We start from the raw sequence: 25989 nt of genomic DNA on the forward strand, positions 1-25989 counted from the left end.
CGCGTCGTCCCGGCGCGGGTGCTGTGTCACCCCCCCCCCCCCGCCATTGTCCCCAAAACCACCGGGGGGTGCCCGCTCCACTGCCCCGGCCCCCCCCCTGACAGATGCCGACAACGGACGCCTGTCGCCGATGCCGGTCGATACCGGCACAGGCGCGTCAGGCGACGATCCCGTCAGGCGACGATCAGATAGATCCCGTACGCCACCGCGCCCAGGCACGCCGCGAAGCAGGTGTACGCGCCGGTGACCGCGAGTGCCGCGCCCCCGCCGCGCTCGACCGCGCGCTCATGGCGGGAGAGGCCCGCGATACCGAGGGTGAACAGGCCGACGAGGGCCACGGTGACCACGAGGCTCACACCGAAGACGGAGCCGAGGGCCGCCCAGTCGATTTCCATGCTGCTGTGTCCTTGGGGGAGGGGTGGGGTGTGTCGGGCGGGCTCAGACCGTGGCCTTGGGGGCCGCCGGGTCGGGACCGGCGGGGGAGCCGGTACCGGCCGTGGCGGCGGCCTCTTCGGCGGCGACGGTCGGCGGCGGGATCACGGCGGCGACGGCGGCGGTCACGACGCCGGGCGCCAGGTCGGGGCCGTCCGTGCGCTCGCCGGCGTCGGTATCGCCGGTGTCGTCGTGGCCATTGACATTGGTGTGGTCGACGACCTCGCGCCGCGACAGCTTCCAGATCCAGGCGCTGGAGCCGATCAGGAAGACGGCGACGAGGCCGGTGCCCCAGGCGCCGAACCGGCACACCCACTCGGCGAGCGCGCCGACGACGGCGGCGGCCGGCAGGGTCAGCCCCCAGGCGACGAACATCCGGGTGGCCGTGGACCAGCGGACCACACCGCCCTTGCGGCCGAGGCCCGCGCCCATCACGGCGCCGGAGACGGAGTGCGTGGTGGAGAGCGAGAAGCCGAGGTGGGAGGAGGCCAGGATGACCGTCGCGGCGCTGGTCTGGGCGGCGAAGCCCTGCTGCGGCTGGAGGTCGGTCAGGCCCTTGCCCATGGTGCGGATGATCCGCCAGCCGCCGAGGTAGGTGCCGAGCGCGATGGCCACACCCGCCGAGACGATGACCCAGACGGGCGGGTCGGAGTCGGGGGCGAGGGTGCCACCGGCGACCAGGGCGAGGGTGATGATGCCCATCGTCTTCTGCGCGTCGTTGGTGCCGTGCGCCAGCGAGACCAGCCCCGCGGAGGCGATCTGACCGGCGCGGTACCCCTTGGCGGAGGACCTGGTCCCCGCGGACTTCTTGCCGAGCGTGTACGTGAGGCGGGTGGCGAACATCGCCGCGAGCCCGGCGACCAGCGGGGCGGCGATCGCCGGGAGCAGCACCTTGGTGATCAGCACGTCACCGTGCACCGCGCCGAAACCGGCGGAGGCGACGGTCGCGCCGATCAGACCGCCCATCAGGGCGTGCGAGGAGGAGGACGGCAGGCCCACCAGCCAGGTCAGCAGATTCCACAGGATCGCGCCGACCAGGGCGGCGAAGATGACCTCGGGCTGGATGCCGGACTCGTCGACGAGTCCTTTGGAGATCGTGTTGGCGACCTCCACGGAGAGGAAGGCGCCCACCAGGTTGAGCACGGCGGACATCGCCACCGCGGCCTTGGGTCTCATCGCACCGGTCGAGATGGTGGTCGCCATCGCGTTGGCGGTGTCGTGGAAACCGTTCGTGAAATCGAACGCGAGTGCGGTGACCACCACTATCGCGAGGATCAGCGAGAAGCTTTCCATTTACCCAAGCATTCGTTCGAGGTCATCGGCCGGATGAACGTAGGTAACCCAGATGAACGAATGGTGAACTGAAGGGGGCATTGGGGTGTATCTGACGGAGGGTTGGCATTCCGCTTAGCGATCGGCGCCCGCGTACCCGGCCACCGGTGCCCTCACTCCCGGCCGACGGCACCCTCACTCCCGGCTGCCGGTGCCCTCACTCCCGGCCGACGTCGCCCCTCGCGAAGGCCCTCAGTCGGTCCATCGACCCGTTGAAGAGATTCTGGTCACCCGGCAGCGCGCTGTTGTCGCTGCCGTCGCCGCCATCGTCGTGCTGCCAGATCGTCCACCGCGACCACCCCGCCGGTAGCTCCCCGGCGCTCGCCGAGCCGTAGCGGGCCACCCACAGCGGATGCTCGGCGGCGAAACCGGTGCTGCCACCCGTGCAGCTGTTCCACCAGTGGGTGGTGGTGTAGATCACCGGACGGCGGCCGGTGAGCCGCCGGACCTCGTCGCTGAACGCCCCGATCCAGCCGACCATCCCCGCCTTGCTCAGCCCGTAGCACTTCCGCTTGGTGTCGTACGGGTTGTACTCGATGTCGAGCGCGGGCGGCAGCGTCCGCCCGTCGGCCCGCCAGTCGCCGCCGTTGCGCACGAAGTACGCGGCCTGAGCCGCACCCGAGGACCTGTCCGGCAGCGCGAAGTGGTACGCGCCACGGATCAGCCCCGCGTCCAGGGCGCCGTTGTACTGCTGCCCGAAGTAGGGGTTGCGATAGGTCGTGGACTCGGTCGCCTTCACGTACACGAACCGCGCCCCCTTGGCCCGGGACCCCGGCCAGTCGACGTTCCTCTGATGGGACGAGACGTCATGCCCCCTTGGCTTGCTCGCGGCGACGGCCGGTACCTCCAGCAGCACCGCCCCCAGCAGCGCGAGCCCGGCGACCGAGGCACCGACCACCCGCCCCCGACGCCGACGACTGCTGCCCTGAGGGTGACCATGTGGGTGGCTGGTGCTGGTGCTGGTGCTGGTGCTGGTGCTGGTGCTGGTGCTGGCGTGGGCGTGGGCGTGGGCGTGGGTGTGGGCGCTGGTGCGGTGGTGAGCCATGCGGTACTTCCCCCGAAATGGCGGCGTACAGGACAAGTGCAGGACAAATCGCCCCGAGAGTAGGCGAAGATCATCGATCCCCGGTCGATCTCCGTCCAAACCCCTCGAACGGCCGACGGAAGTCCTCCCGCCGCCCCCGCACCGATGCGCCCCCACCACCCCGGCTGCGAGGATCACGCCCATGTCTGAGCAGCGACCCGGCAGCACCGAGACCGCCACCGCCTGGCAGGACCTGGTGGCGACCGCCCGCCGCACGGTGACCGACGGCCTGGTGGTCGGCACCTCCGGCAATGTCTCCGTCCGCGTCGGCGACACCGTGCTGGTCACCCCGTCGGGCGTGCCGTACGACCGCCTCGGCCCCGCCGACATCACCGGCGTCGCCCTGGACGGCCGCCGGACGATCGGCACCCTCGCCCCGACCAGCGAACTGCCGATGCATCTCGCCGTCTACCGCACCACCGACGCCCGCGCGATCGTCCACACCCACGCCGTCCACGCGACGGCCGTCTCCACCCTGGTCCCGGAACTCCCCACGATCCATTACATGACCGCGGCCATGGGCGGCCCCGTCCGCGTCGCCCCCTACGCGACCTACGGCACCGAAGAGCTGGCCGAGAACATCCTCCACGCCCTGACGGACCGCTCCGCCTGCCTCCTCCAGAACCACGGCACCCTCACCCACGGCACCACCCTCGCCCAGGCCTACGACCGCACGGCCCAGCTCGAATGGATGTGCCGCCTCTGGCTCACCGCCTCCTGTGTCCCCGGCCTGACCCCCTCCCTCCTCTCCCTCCGGCAACTGAACGAGGTGACCGAACAACTCCAGGGCTACGGCCAGCGCGACACCTGACCCGCACACCCCGGCGCGGACACCTCCCCTCTCCCTTCCACTGGCCGGGATCGAGCGGGGCCGGGACACTGGAGCCGTGGGCACTGTCAGAGCGACGGCCGCTGCCGTCACCGTGGCATTGGCGGCCGGCGCGGCGAGCGTGGCCGCCGGCCGACTCGCCAGCGACGCCGCGCTCAAGGCGCCGCCGGGCCGCCCGCTGCCGACCGAGCCCCGGCTCACCGTGCACGCCACGGCCGCCGGCCGGATCACCCTCACCCGGCAACTGGCCTCCCTGCGCCCCGGCACCTACGGCCTCGCCGGCGACGGCAGCCACGCGGTCGTCGGCCCCGTCCTGACCGCCGCGGCCCCCTCCGCCGACACCGTCGTACGCCGCCTGGAACGCGTCACCCACGGCACCCTCACCCCCGGCGACCACGTCTGGCTCACCCCCAACCTCTACGTCGGCGACCCCGGCGCCGCCCTCGGCCTGGACCACACCGACGTCGAGGTCCCCGGCGAACTCGGCGCCCTCCCGGCCTGGTGGGTGCCCGGCGCCCGGGACACCTGGGTGATCGCCGTGCACGGCCTGGGCACCACCCGCGAACACGCCATGAACCTCATGGAGTTCCTGCACCGCCTGCGCCTCCCGGTGCTCGCCCTCGCCTACCGCGGCGACCTCGGCGCCCCCCGCTCCCCGGACGGCCTGAACCATCTCGGCCAGACCGAGTGGCGCGACACGGACGCCGCGATCCGCCACGCCCTGGCCCACGGCGCCCGCGAGGTCGTCCTGCTCGGCTGGTCCACCGGCGCCACCATGGCCCTGCGCGCCGCCACCCGCTCTCCCGTACGGGACCGGATCGCCGGGCTGGTCCTGGACTCCCCGGTACTGGACTGGCCGACCACGCTCAAGGCACTGGCCGCCGCCCGGCGCACCCCGGGCGCCCTGCTCCCGCTCGCCGTCCGCGCCGCCCAGGGCCGCACCGGCCTGCGCCCCGGCCCCGAGCAGGCCGCGCCCAGCGCGGCCGAGCCCCTCACCGTCCCCACCCTGATCGTCCACGGCCCCGGCGACGAGGTCGCCCCCTGGGAACTCTCCCGCCGCCTCACCGCCCGCCACCCCGGCCTCATCACCCTCCACGAGGTCCCCGACGCCCCGCACGCCGCCATGTGGAACGCCGCCCCACCGACCTACGAAGAGGCCCTGCGCCGCTTCCTGACACCCCTGATGTGACGACCGGACCCGGGCCCGCGCGCCGACTCCGCTTCCGCCCACTCCACCCCCCACACCCACCCCGAAGGTTCCATTTCCCCCCGTCCTTCTGGCCTGATACCACCCCCTCGCCCCCGTTCCGGACCCCGTCCTCCACCCCCCTCCAGGACCGTTCCTGGCATTCCGTTTGGGTTTTCGGACCGTCAACCGGAAGACTGCACCCGTGACGTCCCGTATCCCGCGCGACTCCAGGCTTCGACTTGTCCGCCCGCGACCCCTGGCCGCCGCCCCCCGAGCGATGAACCAGCGGCGCACGCGCCGCCCCGCGCCCCGGCCGCCGGAGGGCACCCCGGCCCCCGCGGAACTGGCCAAAATGGCGCGCACCCGACTGGCCGGCGCCGCCCGCGTGGCCCGCTGGGCCGAGACCGCGCCCCACACGGGCAAGGAGCCCCTGTCCTCCGTCGGCAGGACCCCCGGCGCCTCCGCCGCCAAGAGCCCGGCCGACAACCCGCCCGCCGAAGACCGCCCCGCCGACAACAGGCCGGTTGACGAACAGGCCACGGACAACCGGCCCACCGACGGACAGCCCACCGACGGGCAGCCCACCGGGGGAGAGTCCACCGACGGACAGCCCACCGACGACAGGGCGACCGGCGGAAAGCCCACCGACGGAAAGGCCCCCGAGGACAGAGCCACCATGTCCGCCCCGACCGCCGAACGGGCCGCCGAGGAACTCGGCCTGACCCCCGCTCAGGTCCGCGCCGACTGGGACACCGCCCGCCTCGCCGGCCTGGTCGAGGTGCACGGCGGGGTCGCCCGCCCCGGCTGGCGGCTGCGCGCCTGGCACCGCGACGACAGCGCCGTACTGCGCGGCTGGGTCGCCCTGTTCGACGCCTGGTCGCTCGCCCACCCCGAGCCCGCCGGCCATGAGCCCGCCGCCGTCGCCGAGGTCGTCTCGGCCATGCCCCAGGTGCTCTCCTTCCTCCAGCTCTCCGCCGGCCCCGTACCCGTCGCCCAGCTCCTGGACCTCCTCCAGCAGCGCGTCGGCGAACTGCGCACCCAGCGCTGCGAGATCCCGTACGGCCCGCAGCCCGAACCCACGCCGCCCAGCGACGACACCGCCCTCGCCCCCCTCCTCGACTGGGCCCTGCACGCCCTGGCCAGCGTCGGCGCCCTCACCTACGGCGACGCCCAGGCCACCCTCACCCCGCTGGGCAGCTGGGCGGTCTGGGTCAAGCTGGAGCAGATCTGCGTCGCCGCGCAGAGCCCCGCCGGGAACATCGAGGCCGCCGCCGAGGACATGCTGCGCGGCTGCGCCCAACTGCGCCCCAACGCCGCTCGCGCCGAGTACCGCGCCTGGCTCGCCGCCCGCCCCGTCGGCAGCGCCGTCACCGAACTCCTCGACGCCGCCCGCGGCGAGGACGCCCTGCTGCGCAGCCTCGCCTTCGAGACACTGCGGGTGGTCGGCGCCCCCGCCGAGCCCGACGTACGCGCCGTGCTCGACGAACCGACCCTGCGGCCCTACGCCCTGCTCTGGCTCGCCGAGCACGACGGCGCCGACCCCGAGGACGCCCACGAGGTGCTCACCCGCGAGGAGGCCACCTGGCTGTGGGTCGACACCGCCGCCGCCGTCGCCGACCACGGCGAGGCCCCGCTGCTGGTGAGGCACCTGGAGTCCGCCGTCCAGCCGACCGTGCCCGCGCTGCTGGACGAGGTGCGTGCCGTCGGCCACCCCCGCACCGTGCAGGTCCTGGTCGCGCTCGCCGCCGCACACCCCGACCCGGCCCTAGCCAAGGCCGTCCGCCGCGCCGCCTTCCAGGTGCACACCGGCGGACGCTGACGGCCTCCCGCGCTCAGACCCCGCGGCGGGCCGGCGTCAGCCGGATATCGCCGGAGCGTAGGTGCCGAAGCTCCAGACGTTGCCCTCAAGATCCCGGGCCAGGTAGTCCCGGGAGCCGTAGTCCTGGTCCGTCGGGGGCATCAGGATCTCCACGCCGTGGTCCACGGCCCACTGGTGGTGTGCGTCGACGTCGTCCACCACGACGTACACCCCGACCGTGCCCGATTCCTTCATCGCCGTGTCGAACACCCCGCCGCGGCCCTTCGAACCGAGCATCACCGCGCCGTCGCCCTGCACCAGCTCGGCGTGCAGCACCGCGCCGTCCTCGCCCTCGTACAGCGCCAGCTCCGTGAACCCCAGCGCCTCGGTGAGCTGCCGGACCGCCGCCTTCGCGTCCGTGTACAGCAACGTCGGATAGATGCTGGGCCGCCCGCCCTGCGTGCCTGCCATGCCGATCACTCCCTCGTGAAGCCATGCCCGACCACGCCGGAAAGGCCCCGTCGCACCGGATTCCGACGTGCTCTCAGTCTCGCACCCACCACTGACATCGGCCCTGCCCCGCGGTCCGCGTCGGTCCCGCCACCGGCCGCACCCCGCACCTCCCCGGCCCGGCGGCCCCCGCCGAGCCCACCGTCAGCGGAACGTGTTGCACAACGCCATGTCCCCGGTCCGGTACCCCTCGTAGAACCACTGCTGCCGCTGCCGCGCCGACCCGTGCGTCCAGTTCTCCGGCGTCACCCGCCCCTCGTACCGCGCCTGGATCCGGTCGTCGCCCACCGCCGCCGCCGCGTCCAGCCCGTCCCGGATGTCGGCGTCCGTCAGGCTGGTGATCAGGGGCCGCCCGGTCGACTCGTCGTTCGTCGTGGTCGCGTGATGCGCCCACACCCCGGCATAGCAGTCGGCCTGCAACTCCACCTTCACCGCGTTGCTGTTGGCACCGGTCTGCCCGTCCTGCGCCCGGCCCAGCGTGCCGAGCAGATCCTGTACGTGATGCCCGTACTCGTGCGCCACCACGTACGCCTGTGCGAACGGCCCGCCCGACGATCCGAACTTCGTCCGCAGCTCGTCGAAGAAGCCGAGGTCGAGATACACCCTCTGGTCGGCGGGACAGTAGAACGGCCCCACCGCCGAGGTCGCCGTCCCGCACCCCGTGGCGACCCGCCCGGTGAAGAACACCGTGGGGGAGCGGGTGTACCGGCCGCCCCGCCGCTGGAACTCCTCGGCCCAGAAGTCCTGCACGCTGTTGACCACGGCCACGACCCGGCAGTCCTCCTTGGTGTTGGCGTCCTGCCCGGTCCGGCAGGTCTGCTGGACCTGCGCGAGCGTCGACGCCGTGGCCGCGGGCGAGGAGTCCCCCGAGGACAGCCCGAGTTGCTCGGGACCGACCCCGAAGAACAGTCCCAGCAGCAGTGCGATCAGCCCCGCGACGCCGCCGCCGACGGTCGCCCGCCCGCCCGGGACCCGGCTGCCGCGCCGGTCCTGCACCTCGGAGGTGTCGAGCCGCGCGTCGTCGTCGAACTGCATGCGGGACCACCCTCCGCCTACGCCGTCCCCGTGCGGCCATCCTGACCCGCCCCCGGCCCCCCGGCCCCGGGCGAAGGTCCGAACGGGCGACACCCCGCCCCCGCCCCGCCGTGTCCCATCCCACCGCCCATGCCCACGGCTACGCTCTGCGCCTGATCCACGGCCGACCGATCGGCACCCCCTTCCCGGCCGGACCCCCGAGAAGGGCGCGCGAGTGGCGGTACGGCGGTCCAGGCCCGCACAACGGCAGTCCAGGTCCGCGCCCCCGCAGCCCCAGCCCTCGCGGACGACGCCGAAAGGCCCCGAACACGTGCCAGCCCCACCCCCGCCCCCGGAACGACAGGCGTTCCCGTCCCACCGCGCCCGCCGTCTCCTCCCCGCCACCCTCGCCCTGCTGATCGCCGTGCCCCTGTTCGCTCTCGCCCATCACGCCCGGCCCGTCCCCTACGGCGACCGGCTCACCGTCCACGCGCGCGAGGACGCCGCCGAGCCCGTGCGGTCGGCGGCCATCCGCCGGGCCGCTGTCGAGGCGTACGACCCGCTGACCGGCGCCGTGCGCTGGCGGCACGCGCGCGTGGGCAGCCGTCCCCTGGAGGTGCTCCCCGCGCGCGGGGACGCGATCACGCTGTGGGACGACGGTCTGATCACCGCCACCGACGGGCGCGCGGTCCGCTGGCACCGCGCCCTGCCCGGAGCCGCCCACGGGCTCCCCGAGGCCGGCGCGACCGGCGTGCTGCGCGAACTGCCGCGCGGAATGCTCGCCGTGATCACTCCTGATCGGATCGCCGCCTACCGGCTCAAGGACGGCGACCTGCGCTGGGTGCTGCCCGCGAGCGAGGGATGTTCGTTCGACGCCGGGCGTGCCGTTCGTCACGCGGGGGCGCTGCTGGTCGCCCAGCCGTGCTCCGGGGACACCTGGACCGCGCAGCTCACCGCGGTGGACGACCTCGGCCGGATCGTCCCGGGCCGCACCCCGCTGGGGAACCGCTCCCCGGGCCGGACGTCCGAACACACCAAGTCGGAAAAACTGGTTGCACGACACCGTTAGACTGGCCCCATGGCCATTCTCCTCGCGCACTAGACGGCGGGTGCGTCCGCGAAACCCCGTCCGCCCGCCACCCACCGCCCTGGAGTCTGTCCGTGATCTCCGCCTCCGCCATCGAGCTGCGCGCCGGCGCCCGCATCCTCATCGAGAACGCCTCTTTCCGTGTCGCCAAGGGCGACCGCATCGGCCTGGTCGGGCGCAACGGCGCCGGCAAGACCACCCTCACCAAGGTCCTGGCCGGCGAGGGCATGCCCGCCGCGGGCACCGTCACCCGCTCCGGCGAGGTCGGCTACCTCCCGCAGGACCCCCGCACCGGCGACCTGGACATGCTCGCCCGCGACCGCGTCCTGTCCGCGCGCGGCCTGGACGTACTGATCCGCAAGATGCGCGAGAACGAACAGCGCATCGCCAACGGCTCGGGCGCCACCCGCGAGAAGGCGCTCAAGCAGTACGAGCGCCAGGAGACCGAGTTCCTCACCAAGGGCGGCTACGCGGCCGAGGCGGAGGCCGCCACCATCGCCGCCGCGCTCAATCTGCCCGACCGGGTGCTCGGACAGCCGCTGCACACCCTCTCCGGCGGTCAGCGCCGCCGTATCGAGCTGGCCCGGATCCTGTTCTCGGACGCCGACACGCTGCTGCTGGACGAGCCGACCAACCACCTCGACGCGGACTCGATCATCTGGCTGCGGGACTACCTGAAGACCTACCGCGGCGGCTTCATCGTGATCTCCCACGACGTCGATCTGGTCGAGACGGTCGTCAACAAGGTGTTCTACCTGGACGCCAACCGATCCATGATCGACATCTACAACATGGGCTGGAAGCTCTACCAGCAGCAGCGCGAGGCCGACGAGAAGCGCCGCAGGCGCGAGCGGCAGAACGCCGAGAAGAAGGCCGCCGCGCTCAACGCCCAGGCCGACAAGATGCGCGCCAAGGCCACCAAGACGGTCGCCGCGCAGAACATGGCCCGCCGCGCGGAGAAGCTCCTCGCGGGCCTGGACGACGTCCGCCAGTCCGACAAGGTGGCCAAGCTCCGCTTCCCCGAGCCGTCGCCCTGCGGCAAGACCCCGCTGATGGCCGAGGGTCTGTCGAAGTCGTACGGCTCGCTGGAGATCTTCACGGACGTGGACCTGGCGATCGACAAGGGCTCCCGGGTCGTCATCCTCGGCCTCAACGGCGCCGGCAAGACCACCCTGCTGCGGCTGCTCGGCGGCGTCGAGCAGCCCGACACCGGCGCGGTCGTCCCCGGCCACGGCCTGAAGCTCGGCTACTACGCGCAGGAGCACGAGACCCTCGACCCGGACCGTACGGTGCTGGAGAACATGCGTTCGGCCGCCCCCGACCTGGATCTCGTCGAGGTCCGCAAGGTGCTCGGTTCGTTCCTGTTCTCCGGCGACGACGTGGACAAGCCCGCGCGCGTGCTGTCCGGCGGCGAGAAGACCCGGCTCGCCCTCGCCACCCTCGTGGTGTCGTCGGCGAACGTCCTGCTGCTCGACGAGCCCACCAACAACCTCGACCCGGCCAGCCGCGAGGAGATCCTCGGCGCGCTGCGCACCTACAAGGGCGCGGTCGTCCTGGTCACCCACGACGAGGGCGCCGTCGAGGCGCTCCAGCCGGAGCGGATCATCCTGCTGCCGGACGGCGTCGAGGACCTGTGGGGCGCCGACTACGCGGATCTGGTCGCCCTGGCCTGATCGAAGGGATGATCCACTGGCTATGGATCATTCGGCCCATCGGTGATCCACCATCTGTGTGAGATCTCCTCGTACCCGAGTGTGTCCTACATTCACTTCGCGGCGGACCCCTGTCAGCTCAGGGGGTCCGCCGCGCTGTGCTGCTGACCTGGACCTTCGCCGAAGAACCCGTTCGGAGGCACGGACCGTCACGCTCGGAATTCTCTGTTCCGCTTGTGGGGATGCGCTCCTGTCGTCACAACGCTGTCGCACGGACCTTGCCGAATGGGTGGCCATGAAGCCCCGGAGGGGTGATCATGAGGGGACCAGAGCGCACTTCCCATGAGGAGGCACGGGTGGCCGAGACTCTGAAGAAGGGCAGCCGGGTAACCGGCGCCGCGCGCGACAAGCTCGCGGCAGACCTGAAGAAGAAGTACGACGCCGGTGCGAGCATCCGGGCGTTGGCCGAGGAGACCGGCCGCTCGTATGGCTTTGTGCACCGGATGCTCAGCGAGTCGGGCGTCACGCTCCGTGGGCGTGGCGGGGCGACCAGGGGCAAGAAGGCCCCCTAGGGCCTCACGTCCCGGGCAGCCCATCGGCTTCGATGGCGGACACCCGGTCGGTCGGCCGATCGGCCGGGTGGTTACTGTGCAGTCACTTACGAGTGCCTCGGTACGGCACTCTCCGCTGACCGCACCCATCGGAGGCGCCCCATGGCTTCGCCCGACCCGGCTACGGATCCGGTGACCGACCCGGCACACGACAACAACGATCCGGTTCTCGACCAGGACGGCGTACGGCTCACCGTGGACGACGCGATCGCCACGGTGACCCTGACCAACCCGGCCAAGCGCAACGCGCAGAGCCCCGCTCTGTGGCGTGCGCTGACCGCGGCCGGCAGGGCACTGCCGGGCACCGTCCGGGTCGTGGTGCTGCGGGCCGAGGGCAAGTCGTTCTCGGCCGGGCTCGACCGGCAGGCGTTCACGCCCGAGGGCTTCGACGGCGAGCCGTCGTTCCTGGACCTCGCGCGCGGCACCGACGCCGCCCTGGACGCCGCCCTGGCCGAGTACCAGGACGCGTTCACCTGGTGGCGGCGCAGCGACCTGATCTCCGTCGCCGCCGTCCAGGGACATGCCATCGGCGCGGGCTTCCAGCTCGCGCTCGCCTGTGACCTGCGCGTCGTCGCGGACGACGTGCAGTTCGCCATGCGCGAGACCGGCCTCGGCCTGGTCCCCGACCTGACCGGCACCCATCCGCTGGTGAGCCTCGTCGGCTACGCCCGCGCGCTGGAGATCTGCGTGACCGGACGCTTCGTCCAGGCCGCCGAGGCCGAACGCACCGGCCTCGCCAACCTCGCCGTCCCCGCCGACCAGCTCGACGCCGCCGTCCAGGACCTCACGGCCGCGCTGCTCGCCGCGCCCCGCGACGCCGTCATCGAGACCAAGGCGCTGCTGCGGGGTGCCCAGGAGCGCTCGTACGAGGATCAGCGCGCCGCCGAGCGGCAGGCGCAGGGGCGCCGATTCCGGGATCTCGCGGGACTCGGCGAGTAACTTCGCGGGCGTCATCGTGCGTGTCGTGGTGTGTCGTCGGGCGTCTTGGTGTGCGCGGCTCGGTGAGCCGAAGCGAGTCGATCGGCTGCGAATCGATCGAGTGCGAGTTGATCGAGTGCGAGTCGATCAGCCACGAGTCGATCAGCCACGAGCCCCGATCGGGCGCGAGTCGATCAGCTCGGGTGTGCGCGAACGATCGTGCGGTCAGTCCACGGCGGTCACCAGTACGGCGACCGACGGGCGATCGGACACCGCCCCGCCCACCGCCGAGCGCACCTTGCGGGCCACCTCGACGGTCCGGTGCGCCCGGTCGACGGCGATCTCCACGCGCATGTGACGCCGGGGGACGGCCCTGACACCGGTCTTCGTTCGATCAGCAACGGGCTGATCGATATGCACCGCGCGGCCGAGGCCACCGAGCGCGCCGGTCAGACGGGTGACACCCGGGACAGCGAGGGTGGCACGTGTGACGCGCTGTCCGTCGGTGGCCTCGGCGTCGGGGTCCCCGCGCGGGTCGGGATGCCCGGTCGCGGCGGGGCTGTCTGAAGGGGTGGAGCCGTTGGACGCGGCGGGGCCCTTGGCCGTGGCGGGGCCGGTAGGGCCGTCGGACGGGGCGGGGGCCGGAGCGGGTGCGGACCCGGCCTCACCGGCCGGGCGGGGCCCTGACGGCCGTACGGACGCGGACTCTTCCGTGTCGTCCGCCTCCAGGAGCGCCGTCACCCGCAGATCCACCTCCGTGACGGTCAGCCCCAGCCGTTTCGACGCGGCCCGCGCCAGGGCGTCGCGCAGCCTGCCCGCGCCGGTCGGCAAGGGCTCGGCCCCCGTCGCCGAGAAGTCGGCGGTCACCCGGAGCGGGCCGGGTGGCAGGGCGCCCGGCGGTGGCGGTACCGCCGGTTCGTGCGTCGGGCCGGGATCCGCCGGGGCGATCCGGAGGGCGCCGAGCCGGACGCCCGGCACCTCGTCGCCGGCCCACCGCAGGACGCCCGCCGCCGCGTCCTCCGTGATCCACGCGCCGTCGCGCGCGCCGCCCAGCGGCAGCAGCCTGCCGAGCCCCACCTGTTGCCGTACCACGCGCGCCCACTGCTCCGTCATTGCTCCAGCCTGCCGCATTCCCGGCGCGCCACCGCGCAACCCCGCTTACGGTGGTCAAAGGGACGACGATCGAACGAACGGAACGACCGAAAAGAACATACGGCGATGATCGAAAGGGACGTACGGCGATGACGGACACGACGGATCGGAACCGGACGCAGGGAGCCGAGAGCGACTCCGACACGCCCGTACAGACGCGCAAGGCCACCAAGCGCGGTGGCGGGGCTCCCGCGACCCGTGGGCGGACCACCATCGCCGACGGGGTCGTGGAGAAGATCGCCGGACTCGCCGCGCGGGACGTTCTCGGGGTGCACGCGATGGGCAGCGGGATGAGCCGCACCTTCGGCGCCGTGCGCGATCGGGTGCCCGGTGGCTCGAAATCGGTGACACGCGGGGTGAAGGCCGAGGTCGGCGAGGTGCAGACCGCACTGGACCTGGAGATCGTGGTCGACTACGGCGTGTCGATCTCCGACGTGGCCCGCGACGTGCGGGAGAACGTGGTCGCCGCGGTCGAGCGCATGACCGGCCTTGAAGTGGTCGAGGTCAATATCGCGGTCAGCGATGTGAAGCTGCCCGACGAGGAGGACGAGGAGTCGGAGCCCCGGATCCAATGATCCACCGGCTGCGACAACCGCTCGCTGAGGGGAGCGCAGGATGAGCATGGCCGTGGTCGGAATGATCGCGGGGATGGCGCTGGGGTTCGCCGGCTACTTCGGTGGGTTCGGTGCTTTTCTGCTGGTGGCCGCCCTGGGCGCCATCGGGTTCGTGGCCGGCCGGTTCCTGGAGGGGGACCTGGAGCTGGGCGACTTCTTCCGCACGCGCGACGACCGCCGGCGGTGACGTCGGTGAGCGGTGGGACCGGGGCCGGGCAGCCGGGCGGTGCCCGGGGTGTCGTATCGCCCCATGAGAACGGCCCGGAGGAACCGGACGGCCCGGACGACCCGCGCGGTGGGCACGGGAGTGAGCCCGCCGTACCCGCCGCGGAGCGCGGTGCCACCCGGATCGCCGACCGGGTCGTCGCGAAGATCGCCGCACAGGCGGCGCGCGAGGCGGTCGGCCCGCTGCCCGAGGCCGCGGCGCGCCCGCACGCCACCGTCGTGGTCCGTCCGCACGCGCAGGGCCCCGGCGAGGCGCCCGCCGACGCCGCCCACATCCGCCTGCACCTCGAACTCGGCTACCCCGCCGACATCGCGGGTCACTGCCGCGCGGTGCGCCGTCATGTCACGGAGCGGGTGGGCGCGTTGGTGGGCATGGAGGTTCCGGAGGTCGCCGTCGAGGTGGAGCGGCTGCATCTGCCGACGGCGTACGGCGCACAGGGGAGGACGCGATGAGCGAGTCCCAGGAGCCCGAGGAGACCACGCAGCGGCTGCCGGTGCTGGAGAAGGAGCCGGGGCCGGGGACGGGCGGGCAGGAGGGCGGTCCCGGGCTCGACCGGTCGGCGTCGGCCGCCGCCCACGACCCGCCGCCCGCACTCGACGGCGACGGCGGCGAACAGCACCGCTTCTGGTCCGCCCGGCGCGTCCCCGCGGCCGTCGTCGCCCTGCTCCTCCTGGCCGTCGCCGCGCTCTTCCTGTACGACATCGTCGCCGTCCGCGCCGGCCACCCGGCCATGCGCTGGCGGCGCGAACTCGCCCAGCAACTCGCCGAACGGCCCCTGGACGACACCTGGGTGCTCACCGGCGCGGCCGTCGCCGCAGCGCTCGGCCTGTGGCTGATCGTGCTCGCCGTCACCCCGGGCCTGCGGTCCGTGCTGCCGATGCGGCGCACCCATGGCGACGTCCGGGCCGGACTCGCCCGCGCGGCTGCCGCGCTGGTGCTGCGCGACCGCGCGATGGAGGTCTCCGGGGTGCAGTCGGTACGCGTGCGTATGGGCCGCAGACGCGCCGACGTCCGCGCGGTGTCGCATTTCCGCCCGCTGGACGACGTACGGACCGATCTCGACACCGTGCTCGCCGACGCCATCCGCGGCCTGGGCGTGTCCCGGCCGCCCTCGCTCGCGGTGCACGTCCGCCGTCCCGGCCGGAAGGGGTGAGTACGGTGCTCAGGACCGTCAACCGGGTGCTGCTCGGCGTGATCGGCCTCGTGCTGCTGGTGTTCGGCGGCTCGGTGCTCGCCGTCGGTCTGGGGCTGAAACCGCCGTCCTGGTGGATCTACGACGGCCCCGGCGACGTTCTGCTGAGCGATGCCCGGCGCACCCGCTGGCGGGCGGAGGGCTGGTGGTGGCCCACCGTCATCGCCGTGCTCGCCGTACTGGTGCTGCTGGCCCTGTGGTGGCTGACCTCGATCCTGCGCCGGCGCCGGCTCGGCGAGGTGCTCGTCGACACGGGCGACGGCGAGGGTGCCCTGCTGCGGGGACGCGCGCTGGAGGACGTCCTCGCCTCCGAGGCCGCCGCCCTCGACGGCGTGGACACGGCCCAGGTCCACCTCAAGGGCCGCCGCACGGCCCCTGAGGCCCGCGTACGGCTCCTGCTGGAACCCCATGTGGACCCGGGGACGGCCCTGAGCGGGCTGACGGACCAGGCGCTCGCCCACGCGAGGGACTCGGCGGGCCTGGCGGCCCTGCCGACGAAGGTCCGCCTGAGGGCCGCCAAACACCGCGCGGAGAGGGTGAGCTGAGGCAGGGCCGGGACGTCCTGATCAGAAGCCCCGCCGGGACCCGCCGTCCACGTTGAGCATGACCCCGGTCAGGTAGGACGCGGCGGGCGACAGCAGAAACGCTCCAGCGCGTCCGAACTCCTGTGCCTGCCCATAGCGTCGCAATGGAATCCGCGCCTCGTGCGCCGCGCGGGTCGCCCCGGGGTCGGCGGACATCGCGTCCAGCTCGCGCACCCGGTCCGTGTCGATCCGTCCCGGCACCAGCCCGACCACCCGGACACCGCGCGGCCCCAGCTCGTCGGCCAGGCTCTTGGCGAACCCGGCGAGCCCCGGCCGCAGCCCGTTGGAGATGGTCAGCCCCGGGATCGGCTCGTACACGGAGCCGGAGAGCACGAACCCGATGACACCCCCGGCCTCCAGTTCCGCCGCCGCCGCGCGGGCGAGCCGTACCGCGCCCAGGAACACCGATTCGAACGCCGACTGCCACTGCTCGTCGCTGTTGTCCGCCGCGAACCCCGCCGCGGGCCCGCCCACGCTGACGAGGATCCCGTCGAAGCCGCCGAACCGCTCCCGCGCGGTGGCGATCAGCCGCCCCGCCGCCCCAGGGTCGGCGTTGTCGACCGCCACCCCGGCGGCGTTCGCCCCCAGCTCCTGCGCCGCCTCGGTGACGGTCTTCTCGGCGCGGCCGGTGACGACCACCTTCGCGCCGTCGGCGACCAGTTCGCGCGCGATCGCGTTGCCCAGCCCGCGCGTGGCCCCGGTGACGATGTACACCCGGTCCTTCAGCCCAAGATCCATGGCCCTATGGTGCCCTGTCGCCGCCGAAGAGCGCGACAGCGGTGTTGACGAGGCCGATATGGCTGAACGCCTGCGGAAAGTTGCCCAAGTGACGGCCGGTCCGCGGATCGCACTCCTCGGACAGCAGGCCCACGTCGTTCGCGAGCGACACCAGGCGTTCGAACAACTCCCGTGCCTCGCGCGTACGGCCCGTCATGTGCAGCGCGTCAGCGAGCCAGAACGAACAGACCAGAAATGCTCCTTCGTCCCCCGGCAGCCCGTCCACGGCCGTCCGCGCGGCGCTGTAGCGCAGCAACAGCCCGTCCTGGTCCAGCTCCGCGCGGATCGCGTCCACCGTGCCGATCACGCGCGGGTCGTGCGGCGGCAGAAAGCCCAGGCGCGGGATGAGCAGTACGGCGGCGTCCAGCTCCTGGGAGCCGTAGTACTGCGTGAACGTGTTCCGCGCGGGATCGTATCCGCGCTCGCACACCTCACGGTGCACCTCGTCACGCATCGCCCGCCAGCCGTCCAGATCGCCGCCCAGCTCCGGCTCGGCCTCCAGCGCGCGTACCGCGCGGTCGGCGGCCACCCAGACCATCACCTTGGAGTGCACGAAGTGCCGCCGCCCGCCGCGCACCTCCCACAGCCCCTCGTCGGGCTGCCGCCACCGTGCGCTCAGCCACTCCATGAGCGCGCTCTGGAGCGCCCACATGTCCGACTGCGCGTCGAGCCCCGAGTGCCGGGCCAGTTCCAGCGAGTCCATGACCTCGCCGTAGACATCCAGCTGGAGCTGTTTCACGGCGTCGTTGCCGATCCGTACCGGCGCCGACGAGGCGAACCCCGAAAGCCACGGCACCTCCATCTCCGGCAGCCGCCGCTCGCCCGCGAGGCCGTACATGATCTGGAGATCGGCCGGGTCACCGGCGACCGCGCGCAGCAGCCAGTCGCGCCACGCGCCGGCCTCCTCCTGGTAGCCGACGGCGAGCAGCGCGCCGAGCGTGAGGGTGGAGTCACGCAGCCAGCAGTAGCGGTAGTCCCAGTTCCGCACCCCGCCCAGGTCCTCCGGCAGCGATGTGGTGGGCGCGGCCACGACACCCCCGGTCGGCTTGTACGTGAGCGCCTTGAGGGTGATCAGGGAGCGCACCACGGCCTCCCGGTGCGGCCCCTGGTAGGTGCACCGCGCGGTCCACGTCCGCCAGTCGTCCACGCTGGCCCGCAGCGCCTCGAAGGGGTTGGTCAGCGGCGGACGCGGCTCGTGCGAGGGATGCCAGGTCAGCACGAACGCGACCCGCTCGCCGGGTCCGATCGTGAACTCCGAGTACGTACCGAAATCCTCGCCCCAGGTGTGCACCGGCGGCTCGCTGCGCAGCCACACCGAGTCCGGGCCCGCCGTGGCCACCCGGTGGCCGCCGGATCTGCGCATCCACGGCACGATCGATCCGTAGTCGAACCGGATCCGCAGCGTGCTGCGCACGGTGACCCGGCCGCGCAGCCCTTCGACGACGCGTACGAGGTCGGGGGCGCGGTCGCGCTGCGGCATCAGGTCGGTGACCCGCACGGCGCCCTCGTCGGTCTCCCACTCGGTGTCCAGGACAAGCGTGCCGGGCCGGTAGGCGCGCCGCGCGCACCGGCCGCTGTCGTGCTTGGGGGCGATGCGCCAGTGCCCGTTCTCCTCGTCGCCGAGCAGCTTCGCGAAGCAGGCGGCCGAGTCGAAGCGGGGGAGGCACAGCCAGTCGACCGAGCCGTCCATGCCCACCAGGGCGGCGGTCTGCTCATCGCCGATCAGGGCGTAGTCCTCGATGCGATTGGCGCGGTCCGGATCGTCCGAGGCCGACTCTTGCTCACCGGTGTCGTTGGGCGGGTACACGGCTTCCCGGTTCCCGTACGGGCGTAACGGCAATCGGGGGTGGGGGCCGGGCGGGTGACGGGGGGACTCGGTCCTGCGCGGGTCCCGTGCGGTACTTGTGCCGGTCCGTAGCGGTCGATTGCCGGTTGATCGCCGGTCCATGCCGGTCCGTGCAGGTCCTCTACCGGCCCTATGGGCCCGGGAGGGGTTCCGGATCACGTTGTGGAGTGCCGGGACTGGGACCGGGCCGTCCCGGACAGGTCCAGGGAGTGCCTGGCTACACCGCGGCCGGCTCCGCGTCCCGCGCCCGCTCCGCCTCCGCCGGCGGCTGCTTGTCGCGGGCCTCGCGGCGCACGAGGATCAGCCAGCCGACCGGGACGGCGGCGGCGAACAGCCACCACTGGATGGCGTAGGCGTAGTTCAGGGCGGCGTCCTCATTGCCGGGCTTTCCGATCAGCTCCGGCGTGTTGCCCTTGGGCTCGGGCGTGGTCTGTACGACGTAGCCGCCGAGCACCTGAGCGTCGAGGCGGTCGGCCTCCTGGGCGCTGCTGATCAGCATGATCTGCCGGTCCGGCAGCCCTTCGAGGTCCTTGATCCCGCTCGCCTCGGTCGTCTCGTCGGGCATCAGCCGCCCGCTGACGGTGATCTCCCCGCCCGGTGGCGCGGGGACCTCGGGGAACGCGGTCTGGCTGAGACCGTCGGCGGGGATCCAGCCGCGGTTGACCAGCATCACCTTGCCGTCCGCCAGGACGAACGGGGTGAGGACCTGGAAACCGACCTCCTCGTCGGCGTTCACCCGCCGCCTGACGACGACCTCCCGCTCGGGGTCGAAGTGGCCACGGGCGGTCACCGTGCGGTACCGCTCATCGGTCGTGACGGTGTGCCCGGGGGACGTCAGCCGCTCCACGGGCACCGCCGGGGCGCCGAGCGCTTCGGCGACCAGGTCGTTGCGGGCGGTGCGCTCCTCGTAGCGATGCATCTGCCAGAAACCCAGCTCGATCATCGTCGGGATGAGCGCGACGGCCAGCAGGGTCAGCAGCACCCACTGCCGGGACAACAGGAAGCGGTACACCCCACGACCGTACCTCTCGGGGCGCGGCGGGCCGTGAGCGGGGGTGGGAGGTGGGGTGAGGTGGGGTGAGGTGGGGAGGGAGGGACCGGCCCCGGCGTGTCGGAGGTGGTGATCGTTCGATCGGCTGCGTGCTGCTCGTTCGTTCACACGCGGTCGACGACGCCGGTCCTTCCCTCCGCGCGGGCGCAGTGGGCGCCGCAGTACCAGTGGCCCTCGACCTCCACGCCCTGCCCGATGATCTGCACCCGGCAGTGCTCGCAGATCGGTGCCATGCGATGGATCGCACAGGAGAAGCAGTCGAACACATGCACAGCGCCCTGCGCGTGCACCTCGAAGGTCATTCCGTAGTTATTGCCGCAAACCTCACATGTCGCCATGCGCCACAGGGTGAGCGGTCCGCCGCGCCCGGGCGAGCGGCCACCGGGCGAGTCGCGCACAATCACCCGTCCGTACGGTCACGCCCCGGACGCGGGTTCCACATCCAGCAGGAGCTGCCCGAAGGCCGCCTCGTCGACCACCGGCGTGCCGAACTGCCGCGCCTTGACCACCTTCGACGTGCTGGAGTCCGGGTCATTCGTGACGAGCAGACTGGTCAGCCGGGACAGGCTGGTCGCCACGTGCAGCCCGGCCTCGACCGCCCGGTCCTCCAGCAGCTCGCGCTCGACGGAGGTGTCCCCGGAGAACGCCACCCGCATGCCCTGCTTGAGCCGCTTGCCGTCCTCGTAGCGCCCCGGGTTCGGGTGCGGGCACGCGGGGCGCTTGCGGGACGGCCGCCAGGTGCCCGGCCGATAGCTCCCGTGGCCGCCGTACCCGCCCGAGCCGCCCGCCTGCTGCCCGATGCGCGGCGCGGGCCGCTCCGACCACTCCGTCAGCGGGCGGCACTCCTGTAGCGGCAACGGCACACCGCCCTCCGCCGCCATGACCAGACTCGGCCGGAACGACTCCGCCAGCACGCGCGCGTCGTCCAGCGCGTGGTGCGCCCGCCGCTGGACGACGCCGTAGTGCGCGGCGAGCGACTCCAGCTTGTGGTTGGGCAGCGGCAGCGCCAGCGCCTTGGACAGCGCGATGGTGCACAGCCGCTGGCTCACCGGCGGCAGGCTCTCCACGCGCGCGTACTCACGGGCGATCATCTGCCAGTCGAAGCCCGCGTTGTGCGCCACCAGCACCCGCCCGTCCAGCCGCCGCCCGAACTCCTCGGCGATGTCATGGAAGAGCGGCGCCGACGCGAGCTGGTCGCTCGTCAGGCCATGGATCCACACCGGCCCCGGATCGCGCTCCGGGTTGACGAGTGTGTACCAGTGGTCCTCGACCTCACCGCGCGCGTCCAGCCGGTAGACCGCCGCGGAGATTATCCGGTCGTCCCGGGCCAGTCCGGTGGTCTCCACGTCGACGACCGCGTATCCCTGCGGATAGGCGGCCGGCCACGACACGGGCAAGGACCCCGCGGTCCTACGGTCTTCGAGCATGGTCACTGAGGATACGGGCCCGGACTGACAGCGTGTCGAGTCACCCCGCAAGCCCATGGCGCGCGGCGCCGGAACTCGCACACACGCGCGTGGCCCCCGTTCAAGACCACGCCGACGCACGGGAGTTCGTCGGCCGCACGACACCCCTGCTCACCGGCTGACTCCCGGTCAGGCACGCGAGACCGTCCCCGGCGCACACGAGTCGGTACGCGGGGGAGCGCGCCCCGGGTGCGATCCTCGCGGTGTGATGGAACCAACGCACGACGAGCCCCATGGCGGCGCGCTGGGCGAGCGGCTCAACTGGCTGCGGGCTGCGGTGCTGGGTGCCAACGACGGGATCGTGTCCACGGCAGGGATCGTCGTCGGCGTGGCCGGTGCCACCGCGGAACGCTCGGCGCTGCTGACCGCCGGACTGGCCGGACTCCTCGCCGGGTCGATGTCCATGGCGGCGGGGGAGTACGTGTCGGTGTCGACGCAACGCGACTCCGAGCAGGCCGCGATCGCCCTGGAGAAGCGCGAACTGCGCGAGCAGCCCGAGGCCGAACTGGAGGAGCTGACCGAACTGCTCCAGGACCGTGGGCTGTCCCGGGAGGTGGCGCGCGAGGCCGCCGTCCAACTGACCCGGCGCGACGCGCTCAAGGCGCACGCGAGCGAGGAGTTGGGCATCGATCCCGATCAGCTGACCAACCCGTGGAACGCCGCCTGGGCCAGCTTTCTCTCCTTCACGGTGGGCGCGTTGCTGCCGCTGCTGGCGATGGTGCTGCCGTCGGCGGACTGGCGGTTGCCGGTCACGGTGGTCTCGGTGCTGGTCGCGCTGGTGCTGACCGGCTGGAGCGGCGCACGGCTCGGCGCCGCGAATCCCCGGCGGGCCGCGCTGCGGAATGTCGCGGGAGGGATCCTGGCCATGGGCGTCACCTATGCGGCGGGGACGTTGCTGGGGGTGGCGGGGGTGTGAGCGGACGGGGGAGTGTGCGGGTGGGGGCTTGGGGCATGTGGGCGGCCGTTGGCGGAGAGTGCCAAGAAACCGGCCCCTACCACCGGTAATACTTGTCGGTAACAACGTCTGGCCGCGACCGGCCGGCCGCTCTACGGTGCCTGCATGCCGAACCTGCCCGATGTCGTCCTGTGGTCGATCCCCGCCTTTGTGCTGCTCACCGTGATCGAGATGATCAGTGTGCGCGTCCACCCCGACGACGCCGCCGCGGGCTATGCGGCAAGGGACGCCGCCACCAGCATCACCATGGGGCTCGGCAGCCTGGTCTTCGATCTGCTCTGGAAGATCCCGATCGTCGCGATCTATGCGGCGATCCACGAACTGACGCCCCTGCGTGTGCCCGTGCTGTGGTGGACGATCCCGCTGATCCTGCTCGCTCAGGACTTCTTCTCCTACTGGTCCCACCGCGGCCATCACGTCATCCGCGTCCTATGGGCCTGCCACGTGGTCCACCACTCCAGCGAGAAGTTCAACCTCACGACCGCCCTGCGCCAGCCCTGGACGTCCCTGACCGTCTGGCCGTTCTATGTTCCTTTGATCGCCACTGGTGTTCATCCGGCCGCGCTGGCGTTCTGCTCATCGGTGAATCTGGTCTACCAGTTCTGGATCCACACCGAGCGGATCGGCAAGCTGCCCCGGTGGTTCGAGTTCGTGTTCAACACGCCGTCCCACCACCGGGTCCACCACGCCTCCCAGGGCGGCTACCTCGACCGCGACTTCGGCGGCATCCTCATCGTCTGGGACCGCCTCTTCGGGACGTTCGTCGCTGAGACGGAACGACCCGTCTTCGGCCTCACGAAGAACATCACGACATACAACCCGCTCAAGGTCGCCACGCATGAATACATCGCCATCGCCAGGGATCTGAAGGCCGCCGCGAACTGGCGCGAACGGGCCGGGCGCGTCTTCCGCGGCCCTGGCTGGCAGCCGGAGCCCCAGCGCACGACCGTCATGGCCCGGAAGACCGCCGACGACACCGCGGGCAACATCACCGTCGAGGCCGAGAAGACCACTGACGGGACCGATGAGACCCCTGACAAGGCCGCTGAAGGGACAGTGGCCGCGTGATGGACGGAAGCCACCGCCCCACCACCACGCCCGCCACCACGCTCTCCACCCGCGCGTCCGGTCCCATCACCGGCCGGGCGGCTCTCGGCCGCCTCGTCCCGGTGCTCTTCGTCCTCGCGGTGGCCGTCGACCTCGCCTCTCTGGCGGCCGGGTCCGAGGCCGGGCACCTGGCCGCGAAACCGCTCCTGATGCCCCTGCTCGCCACCTGGGCCGCCCTGCGTGGCGCTCCCCGGCTGCTGATCGTCGCCCTGCTGTTCGGCTGGGGCGGCGATGTCCTTCTGCTGTCGGACGCCGAGCCCGCGTTCCTCGCCGGCATGGCCTCTTTCGCTGTAGGACACGTCTGTTACCTCGTACTGTTCCGGCGGACCGGCCCGCCCCGCGCGCGTGCCGCCCTGCTCGCCCCCGCGTACGTCCTCACCCTGACCGGCACCGTCGCCCTGCTCTGGCCCGATCTGCCCACCGACCTACGGGTCCCGGTGGCCTCCTACAGCGTCCTGTTGACGGCGATGGCCTACCTGGCGGTCACCCGCGTCGGCCTCGTGGCCGGCCTCGGCGGCGCGCTCTTCCTGCTCTCCGACACTCTGATCGCGACCGGCGTCGCCGAGTGGCCCCAGCTGCCCCGGCCCGACTTCTGGGTGATGCTCACCTACATCGCGGCGCAGTTCCTGCTGACGCGCGGGCTGCTGAGCGGACGACGCGCGACGGCCGCCCCACAGGGCGAGCCTCGATCGATCACCGCCGTATGAGCGAATGAACATCCCTTGAGGGAGGAGCGCTTTCGGATGGAGCCTCCATCAGACGTTGTCGCCTCTAGACACCCCCTCTGAACGCCTCCAGCGACGGCCTCTACACGAGGTGGAAAGCCCCATCCGAAGAAGCCGTGCGCAGCACGGACCCGCTCGTTCGGTCCCCCGTGCGCTCGCTTCACCACCGGATCGGCAGCGGCAGCGCGGTCAGCAGCCCCGAGACCGCCACGACCACCCCCAGTGCCACGACCTCCGCCCGCGCGGGCGTGTACGCGGTGAGGGGATCGGCGGCTCGGCGCAGCCGCGTCCGCGCTGACAGGGCCAGTGCGGCGACCACGGCGACGAGCAGCACCTTGGCGAACAGCGCCCGCCCGTACGCGGTCTCCGTGAGTTGCTCCAGGACCGTCTCCGGCGGCATCCGCCGCAGGGTGCTCCAGATCCCGGTCGCTGTGATCGCTGCGAGCAGTACGGCGGCCACGCGTGCGTAGAGCCCCAGCAGCGCCGCCCCCGGCGCGGCACCCGCACCTCTGCCCCACAGGCGCAGCGTGCGCAGCACGTACACCAGGCCGCCGACCCACAGCGCCGAGCACGTCACATGAACCAGCGTCAGCGCCGAGCCGACCAGCGGGCTGTGCTCGGGCGTGGCATGCGCCCGCAGGGCCTCCGCGACGGCGATCGCGGCCAGCGGCCACACCTGCGCGCGCGGGTTCCGCGACAGCGCCAGCAGCCCCGCCAGGGCGAACGCGTTGACCTCCAGCAGGGCCAGCTTGCCCTCGCGGGACTCGTACAGGCCGCCGGCATCGATCTCGGCGAGGTCGCCCGGAATCAGGTTCCCGGTCGCCACCACCGAGGCCAGCCCCAGCGCGGCGAGGAACCCGGCGGCTCCCGCATAGGGCGCCCAACTGCGCGGCCGGGCCTCGGGGGCGCCCGGCAGCCGTCCGGCGAGCCACCGCACGAACAACTCGCCCACCGGGACGCACAGCGCCGCGAACAGCACCGTGCGCAGCAGGGCGATACCGCCCACGCCGGGCGGGGCGTTCTCGCCGGTGTCGTGCAGTGCGGCGGACGGTCCGAGCAGCGGTATCAGCGCGCCCAGCGTCACCAGGACCAGGACGGCGACGGCCCGGCCCGCCGAGGGGCGCCGCTCGTCGGGGCCGTCCGTTCCGACGGTCTCGGCGGTCGGTCGTATCAAGGTCACCTCAAGATCATCACCAGCCGCGCGGATCCCGTCAGGGACCGGAGAACAACTGGCAGGACCGCATTCCGGCCATACGTACGATTCCGGCAGGCATGGTACTAAAGACCACTCGGGCGTGTCGGAGCCCCCACGGTACGGGAGCCGTCGCTCGGTCCGACGGCCCTCACCGGCGGCAGCACGTACGCTCAACCGCCCCAGCGCGCTGTCCCGCTCGGCGAGCCACGGCCCGTGACCGTCGGCAACGGCCTCCCGCGCGGACGACACCACACCGGGCGGCTCCGACACCGGCCCCGGCGTGTCTGTTTGCCCAGCCGTTGTGCCCGACATCAGCTCCGGCGTGTCGGCTCTTCCGCGCGGCACGTCCCCCATCGCGCCCGCCTCCCGTACGTCCCGCCCCCGCGCCCCGCTCATCAGCCACCCGGCGGTCCGCCCAAGCGCCACCCGGACCACGCGGGCACCTGGACGCCGCGCCCGGGGGTGCCTGAGCGTTCGATCACCGACAATTGATCGAACAGGCCGGATCGTCGCCCAGCGCGGCCCACACGTACTCGAACTCGTTCATGCGGGGACTGTGCGGGACACCCGCCCGCCCTCACCCGGTCGACGGCCGGGGCGCGCCGCACCCGACGGGGCCGGGCGGTTGCGCACCGCCCGGCCC

The 25989-nt window shown here is 72.6% G+C and carries 27 protein-coding genes; 15 read left to right on the forward strand and 12 right to left on the reverse strand.

Going from position 1 to position 25989, the window contains the following annotated elements; all coding sequences use genetic code 11:
• Nucleotides 1–173 precede the first annotated feature (173 nt).
• The 3 genes from ACFXAZ_RS27065 to ACFXAZ_RS27075 form a co-directional block, all read right to left on the reverse strand.
• Nucleotides 174–395: a hypothetical protein gene (locus ACFXAZ_RS27065; protein WP_384596477.1), complete on the reverse strand. Its 222-nt coding sequence runs from the start codon at nucleotides 393–395 to the stop codon at nucleotides 174–176.
• Nucleotides 396–438: 43 nt separating this feature from the next.
• Nucleotides 439–1725, reverse strand: coding sequence for an anion permease (locus ACFXAZ_RS27070; protein WP_384596480.1), 1287 nt, complete (start codon nucleotides 1723–1725; stop codon nucleotides 439–441).
• Nucleotides 1726–1921: 196 nt separating this feature from the next.
• A complete protein-coding gene (locus ACFXAZ_RS27075) occupies nucleotides 1922–2809 on the reverse strand; it encodes a lysozyme (protein ID WP_384596482.1) in 888 nt (295 codons plus the stop codon).
• Nucleotides 2810–2990: 181 nt separating this feature from the next.
• Between ACFXAZ_RS27075 and ACFXAZ_RS27080 the strand changes: the two genes are divergently transcribed.
• The 3 genes from ACFXAZ_RS27080 to ACFXAZ_RS27090 all read left to right on the forward strand — a co-directional run bounded on the left by ACFXAZ_RS27080 (nucleotide 2991) and on the right by ACFXAZ_RS27090 (nucleotide 6685).
• The gene (locus ACFXAZ_RS27080; RefSeq protein ID WP_384596485.1) at nucleotides 2991–3659 is read left to right on the forward strand and encodes a class II aldolase/adducin family protein; all 669 of its coding nucleotides are present in this window, start codon (nucleotides 2991–2993) and stop codon (nucleotides 3657–3659) included.
• A 76-nt stretch (nucleotides 3660–3735) separates the two neighbouring features.
• Nucleotides 3736–4866 carry an alpha/beta hydrolase gene (locus ACFXAZ_RS27085; RefSeq protein WP_384596488.1) on the forward strand — a complete coding sequence of 377 codons (1131 nt, stop codon included), beginning with the start codon at nucleotides 3736–3738 and terminating at the stop codon, nucleotides 4864–4866.
• A 277-nt stretch (nucleotides 4867–5143) separates the two neighbouring features.
• Complete coding sequence (locus ACFXAZ_RS27090; protein WP_384596542.1) at nucleotides 5144–6685, forward strand: hypothetical protein; 1542 nt, start codon at nucleotides 5144–5146, stop codon at nucleotides 6683–6685.
• Between the two features lie 36 nt (nucleotides 6686–6721).
• Here the strand turns inward: ACFXAZ_RS27090 and ACFXAZ_RS27095 are convergent, their stop codons facing one another.
• Together ACFXAZ_RS27095 and ACFXAZ_RS27100 are read right to left on the reverse strand one after the other, a co-directional pair.
• On the reverse strand, nucleotides 6722–7135 hold the full coding sequence (locus ACFXAZ_RS27095; RefSeq protein ID WP_384596491.1) for a VOC family protein: 414 nt from the start codon (nucleotides 7133–7135) through the stop codon (nucleotides 6722–6724).
• A 183-nt stretch (nucleotides 7136–7318) separates the two neighbouring features.
• Nucleotides 7319–8209 carry a neutral zinc metallopeptidase gene (locus tag ACFXAZ_RS27100; protein ID WP_384596494.1) on the reverse strand — a complete coding sequence of 297 codons (891 nt, stop codon included), beginning with the start codon at nucleotides 8207–8209 and terminating at the stop codon, nucleotides 7319–7321.
• Between the two features lie 310 nt (nucleotides 8210–8519).
• Between ACFXAZ_RS27100 and ACFXAZ_RS27105 the strand changes: the two genes are divergently transcribed.
• From ACFXAZ_RS27105 to ACFXAZ_RS27120, 4 genes are all read left to right on the forward strand, one after another.
• Nucleotides 8520–9257 (forward strand): hypothetical protein, encoded by a 738-nt coding sequence (locus tag ACFXAZ_RS27105; RefSeq protein WP_384596497.1) that lies wholly within the window; start codon nucleotides 8520–8522, stop codon nucleotides 9255–9257.
• Between the two features lie 92 nt (nucleotides 9258–9349).
• On the forward strand, nucleotides 9350–10948 hold the full coding sequence (locus ACFXAZ_RS27110) for an ABC-F family ATP-binding cassette domain-containing protein (protein WP_384596500.1): 1599 nt from the start codon (nucleotides 9350–9352) through the stop codon (nucleotides 10946–10948).
• A 335-nt stretch (nucleotides 10949–11283) separates the two neighbouring features.
• Nucleotides 11284–11499 (forward strand): helix-turn-helix domain-containing protein, encoded by a 216-nt coding sequence (locus ACFXAZ_RS27115; protein ID WP_355735174.1) that lies wholly within the window; start codon nucleotides 11284–11286, stop codon nucleotides 11497–11499.
• Nucleotides 11500–11640: 141 nt separating this feature from the next.
• Nucleotides 11641–12477, forward strand: coding sequence for an enoyl-CoA hydratase/isomerase family protein (locus tag ACFXAZ_RS27120; RefSeq protein WP_384596504.1), 837 nt, complete (start codon nucleotides 11641–11643; stop codon nucleotides 12475–12477).
• 204 nt (nucleotides 12478–12681) lie between these two features.
• On the opposite strand, the gene ACFXAZ_RS27125 is transcribed toward ACFXAZ_RS27120, so the two are convergent.
• Nucleotides 12682–13569 carry a nucleopolyhedrovirus P10 family protein gene (locus tag ACFXAZ_RS27125; protein WP_384596507.1) on the reverse strand — a complete coding sequence of 296 codons (888 nt, stop codon included), beginning with the start codon at nucleotides 13567–13569 and terminating at the stop codon, nucleotides 12682–12684.
• Between the two features lie 128 nt (nucleotides 13570–13697).
• On the opposite strand from ACFXAZ_RS27125, the gene ACFXAZ_RS27130 reads away from it, so the two are divergent.
• The 5 genes from ACFXAZ_RS27130 to amaP are packed head-to-tail and all read left to right on the forward strand — an operon-like array spanning nucleotide 13698 to nucleotide 16185.
• Nucleotides 13698–14183 (forward strand): Asp23/Gls24 family envelope stress response protein, encoded by a 486-nt coding sequence (locus ACFXAZ_RS27130; protein ID WP_384596510.1) that lies wholly within the window; start codon nucleotides 13698–13700, stop codon nucleotides 14181–14183.
• A gap of 40 nt (nucleotides 14184–14223) precedes the next feature.
• Nucleotides 14224–14409, forward strand: coding sequence for a hypothetical protein (locus ACFXAZ_RS27135; protein ID WP_133048226.1), 186 nt, complete (start codon nucleotides 14224–14226; stop codon nucleotides 14407–14409).
• A gap of 5 nt (nucleotides 14410–14414) precedes the next feature.
• Complete coding sequence (locus tag ACFXAZ_RS27140) at nucleotides 14415–14900, forward strand: Asp23/Gls24 family envelope stress response protein (protein WP_384596513.1); 486 nt, start codon at nucleotides 14415–14417, stop codon at nucleotides 14898–14900.
• Nucleotides 14897–15601, forward strand: a complete 705-nt coding sequence (locus ACFXAZ_RS27145) for a DUF6286 domain-containing protein (RefSeq protein ID WP_384596516.1) — start codon at nucleotides 14897–14899, stop codon at nucleotides 15599–15601. The genes ACFXAZ_RS27140 and ACFXAZ_RS27145 overlap by 4 nt, the downstream gene beginning before the upstream one ends.
• 5 nt (nucleotides 15602–15606) lie before the next feature.
• Nucleotides 15607–16185: an alkaline shock response membrane anchor protein AmaP gene (amaP, locus tag ACFXAZ_RS27150; protein WP_384596519.1), complete on the forward strand. Its 579-nt coding sequence runs from the start codon at nucleotides 15607–15609 to the stop codon at nucleotides 16183–16185.
• 21 nt (nucleotides 16186–16206) lie between these two features.
• Here amaP and ACFXAZ_RS27155 read toward each other — a convergent pair whose 3' ends face one another.
• The 5 genes from ACFXAZ_RS27155 to ACFXAZ_RS27175 form a co-directional block, all read right to left on the reverse strand.
• Nucleotides 16207–16962, reverse strand: coding sequence for an SDR family oxidoreductase (locus tag ACFXAZ_RS27155; RefSeq protein WP_384596522.1), 756 nt, complete (start codon nucleotides 16960–16962; stop codon nucleotides 16207–16209).
• Nucleotides 16963–16966: 4 nt separating this feature from the next.
• The gene (locus tag ACFXAZ_RS27160; RefSeq protein ID WP_384596525.1) at nucleotides 16967–18808 is read right to left on the reverse strand and encodes a glycoside hydrolase family 15 protein; all 1842 of its coding nucleotides are present in this window, start codon (nucleotides 18806–18808) and stop codon (nucleotides 16967–16969) included.
• Between the two features lie 256 nt (nucleotides 18809–19064).
• A complete protein-coding gene (locus tag ACFXAZ_RS27165; protein ID WP_384596528.1) occupies nucleotides 19065–19859 on the reverse strand; it encodes an SURF1 family protein in 795 nt (264 codons plus the stop codon).
• A gap of 143 nt (nucleotides 19860–20002) precedes the next feature.
• Nucleotides 20003–20236 carry a hypothetical protein gene (locus ACFXAZ_RS27170; RefSeq protein ID WP_382690842.1) on the reverse strand — a complete coding sequence of 78 codons (234 nt, stop codon included), beginning with the start codon at nucleotides 20234–20236 and terminating at the stop codon, nucleotides 20003–20005.
• Nucleotides 20237–20314: 78 nt separating this feature from the next.
• Nucleotides 20315–21325, reverse strand: coding sequence for a DEDDh family exonuclease (locus ACFXAZ_RS27175; RefSeq protein ID WP_384596531.1), 1011 nt, complete (start codon nucleotides 21323–21325; stop codon nucleotides 20315–20317).
• Between the two features lie 244 nt (nucleotides 21326–21569).
• On the opposite strand from ACFXAZ_RS27175, the gene ACFXAZ_RS27180 reads away from it, so the two are divergent.
• The 3 genes from ACFXAZ_RS27180 to ACFXAZ_RS27190 all read left to right on the forward strand — a co-directional run bounded on the left by ACFXAZ_RS27180 (nucleotide 21570) and on the right by ACFXAZ_RS27190 (nucleotide 24133).
• Nucleotides 21570–22280, forward strand: coding sequence for a VIT family protein (locus ACFXAZ_RS27180; RefSeq protein ID WP_384596534.1), 711 nt, complete (start codon nucleotides 21570–21572; stop codon nucleotides 22278–22280).
• Between the two features lie 144 nt (nucleotides 22281–22424).
• Nucleotides 22425–23387 carry a sterol desaturase family protein gene (locus ACFXAZ_RS27185; protein ID WP_384596537.1) on the forward strand — a complete coding sequence of 321 codons (963 nt, stop codon included), beginning with the start codon at nucleotides 22425–22427 and terminating at the stop codon, nucleotides 23385–23387.
• On the forward strand, nucleotides 23387–24133 hold the full coding sequence (locus tag ACFXAZ_RS27190; protein WP_384596545.1) for a lysoplasmalogenase: 747 nt from the start codon (nucleotides 23387–23389) through the stop codon (nucleotides 24131–24133). Before ACFXAZ_RS27185 ends, ACFXAZ_RS27190 begins: the two co-directional genes overlap by 1 nt.
• A 178-nt stretch (nucleotides 24134–24311) precedes the next feature.
• Here ACFXAZ_RS27190 and ACFXAZ_RS27195 read toward each other — a convergent pair whose 3' ends face one another.
• A complete protein-coding gene (locus tag ACFXAZ_RS27195; protein ID WP_384596540.1) occupies nucleotides 24312–25331 on the reverse strand; it encodes a CopD family protein in 1020 nt (339 codons plus the stop codon).
• Between the last annotated feature and the right edge of the window lie 658 nt (nucleotides 25332–25989).

This window comes from Streptomyces sp. NPDC059477, from assembly GCF_042749375.1.
Taxonomy (GTDB): Bacteria; Actinomycetota; Actinomycetes; order Streptomycetales; family Streptomycetaceae; genus Streptomyces.

Bases quoted from the DNA above. Each gene is read 5' to 3' on its own strand.
- ACFXAZ_RS27065 (WP_384596477.1), bottom strand. From the start codon at position 395: ATGGAAATCGACTGGGCGGCCCTCGGCTCCGTCTTCGGTGTGAGCCTC.
- ACFXAZ_RS27070 (WP_384596480.1), bottom strand. From the start codon at position 1,725: ATGGAAAGCTTCTCGCTGATCCTCGCGATAGTGGTGGTCACCGCACTC.
- ACFXAZ_RS27075 (WP_384596482.1), bottom strand. From the start codon at position 2,809: ATGGCTCACCACCGCACCAGCGCCCACACCCACGCCCACGCCCACGCC.
- ACFXAZ_RS27080 (WP_384596485.1), top strand. From the start codon at position 2,991: ATGTCTGAGCAGCGACCCGGCAGCACCGAGACCGCCACCGCCTGGCAG.
- ACFXAZ_RS27090 (WP_384596542.1), top strand. From the start codon at position 5,144: ATGAACCAGCGGCGCACGCGCCGCCCCGCGCCCCGGCCGCCGGAGGGC.
- ACFXAZ_RS27095 (WP_384596491.1), bottom strand. From the start codon at position 7,135: ATGGCAGGCACGCAGGGCGGGCGGCCCAGCATCTATCCGACGTTGCTG.
- ACFXAZ_RS27100 (WP_384596494.1), bottom strand. From the start codon at position 8,209: ATGCAGTTCGACGACGACGCGCGGCTCGACACCTCCGAGGTGCAGGAC.
- ACFXAZ_RS27120 (WP_384596504.1), top strand. From the start codon at position 11,641: ATGGCTTCGCCCGACCCGGCTACGGATCCGGTGACCGACCCGGCACAC.
- ACFXAZ_RS27125 (WP_384596507.1), bottom strand. From the start codon at position 13,569: ATGACGGAGCAGTGGGCGCGCGTGGTACGGCAACAGGTGGGGCTCGGC.
- ACFXAZ_RS27130 (WP_384596510.1), top strand. From the start codon at position 13,698: ATGACGGACACGACGGATCGGAACCGGACGCAGGGAGCCGAGAGCGAC.
- ACFXAZ_RS27135 (WP_133048226.1), top strand. From the start codon at position 14,224: ATGAGCATGGCCGTGGTCGGAATGATCGCGGGGATGGCGCTGGGGTTC.
- ACFXAZ_RS27145 (WP_384596516.1), top strand. From the start codon at position 14,897: ATGAGCGAGTCCCAGGAGCCCGAGGAGACCACGCAGCGGCTGCCGGTG.
- ACFXAZ_RS27155 (WP_384596522.1), bottom strand. From the start codon at position 16,962: ATGGATCTTGGGCTGAAGGACCGGGTGTACATCGTCACCGGGGCCACG.
- ACFXAZ_RS27170 (WP_382690842.1), bottom strand. From the start codon at position 20,236: ATGGCGACATGTGAGGTTTGCGGCAATAACTACGGAATGACCTTCGAG.
- ACFXAZ_RS27175 (WP_384596531.1), bottom strand. From the start codon at position 21,325: ATGCTCGAAGACCGTAGGACCGCGGGGTCCTTGCCCGTGTCGTGGCCG.
- ACFXAZ_RS27185 (WP_384596537.1), top strand. From the start codon at position 22,425: ATGCCGAACCTGCCCGATGTCGTCCTGTGGTCGATCCCCGCCTTTGTG.
- ACFXAZ_RS27190 (WP_384596545.1), top strand. From the start codon at position 23,387: ATGGACGGAAGCCACCGCCCCACCACCACGCCCGCCACCACGCTCTCC.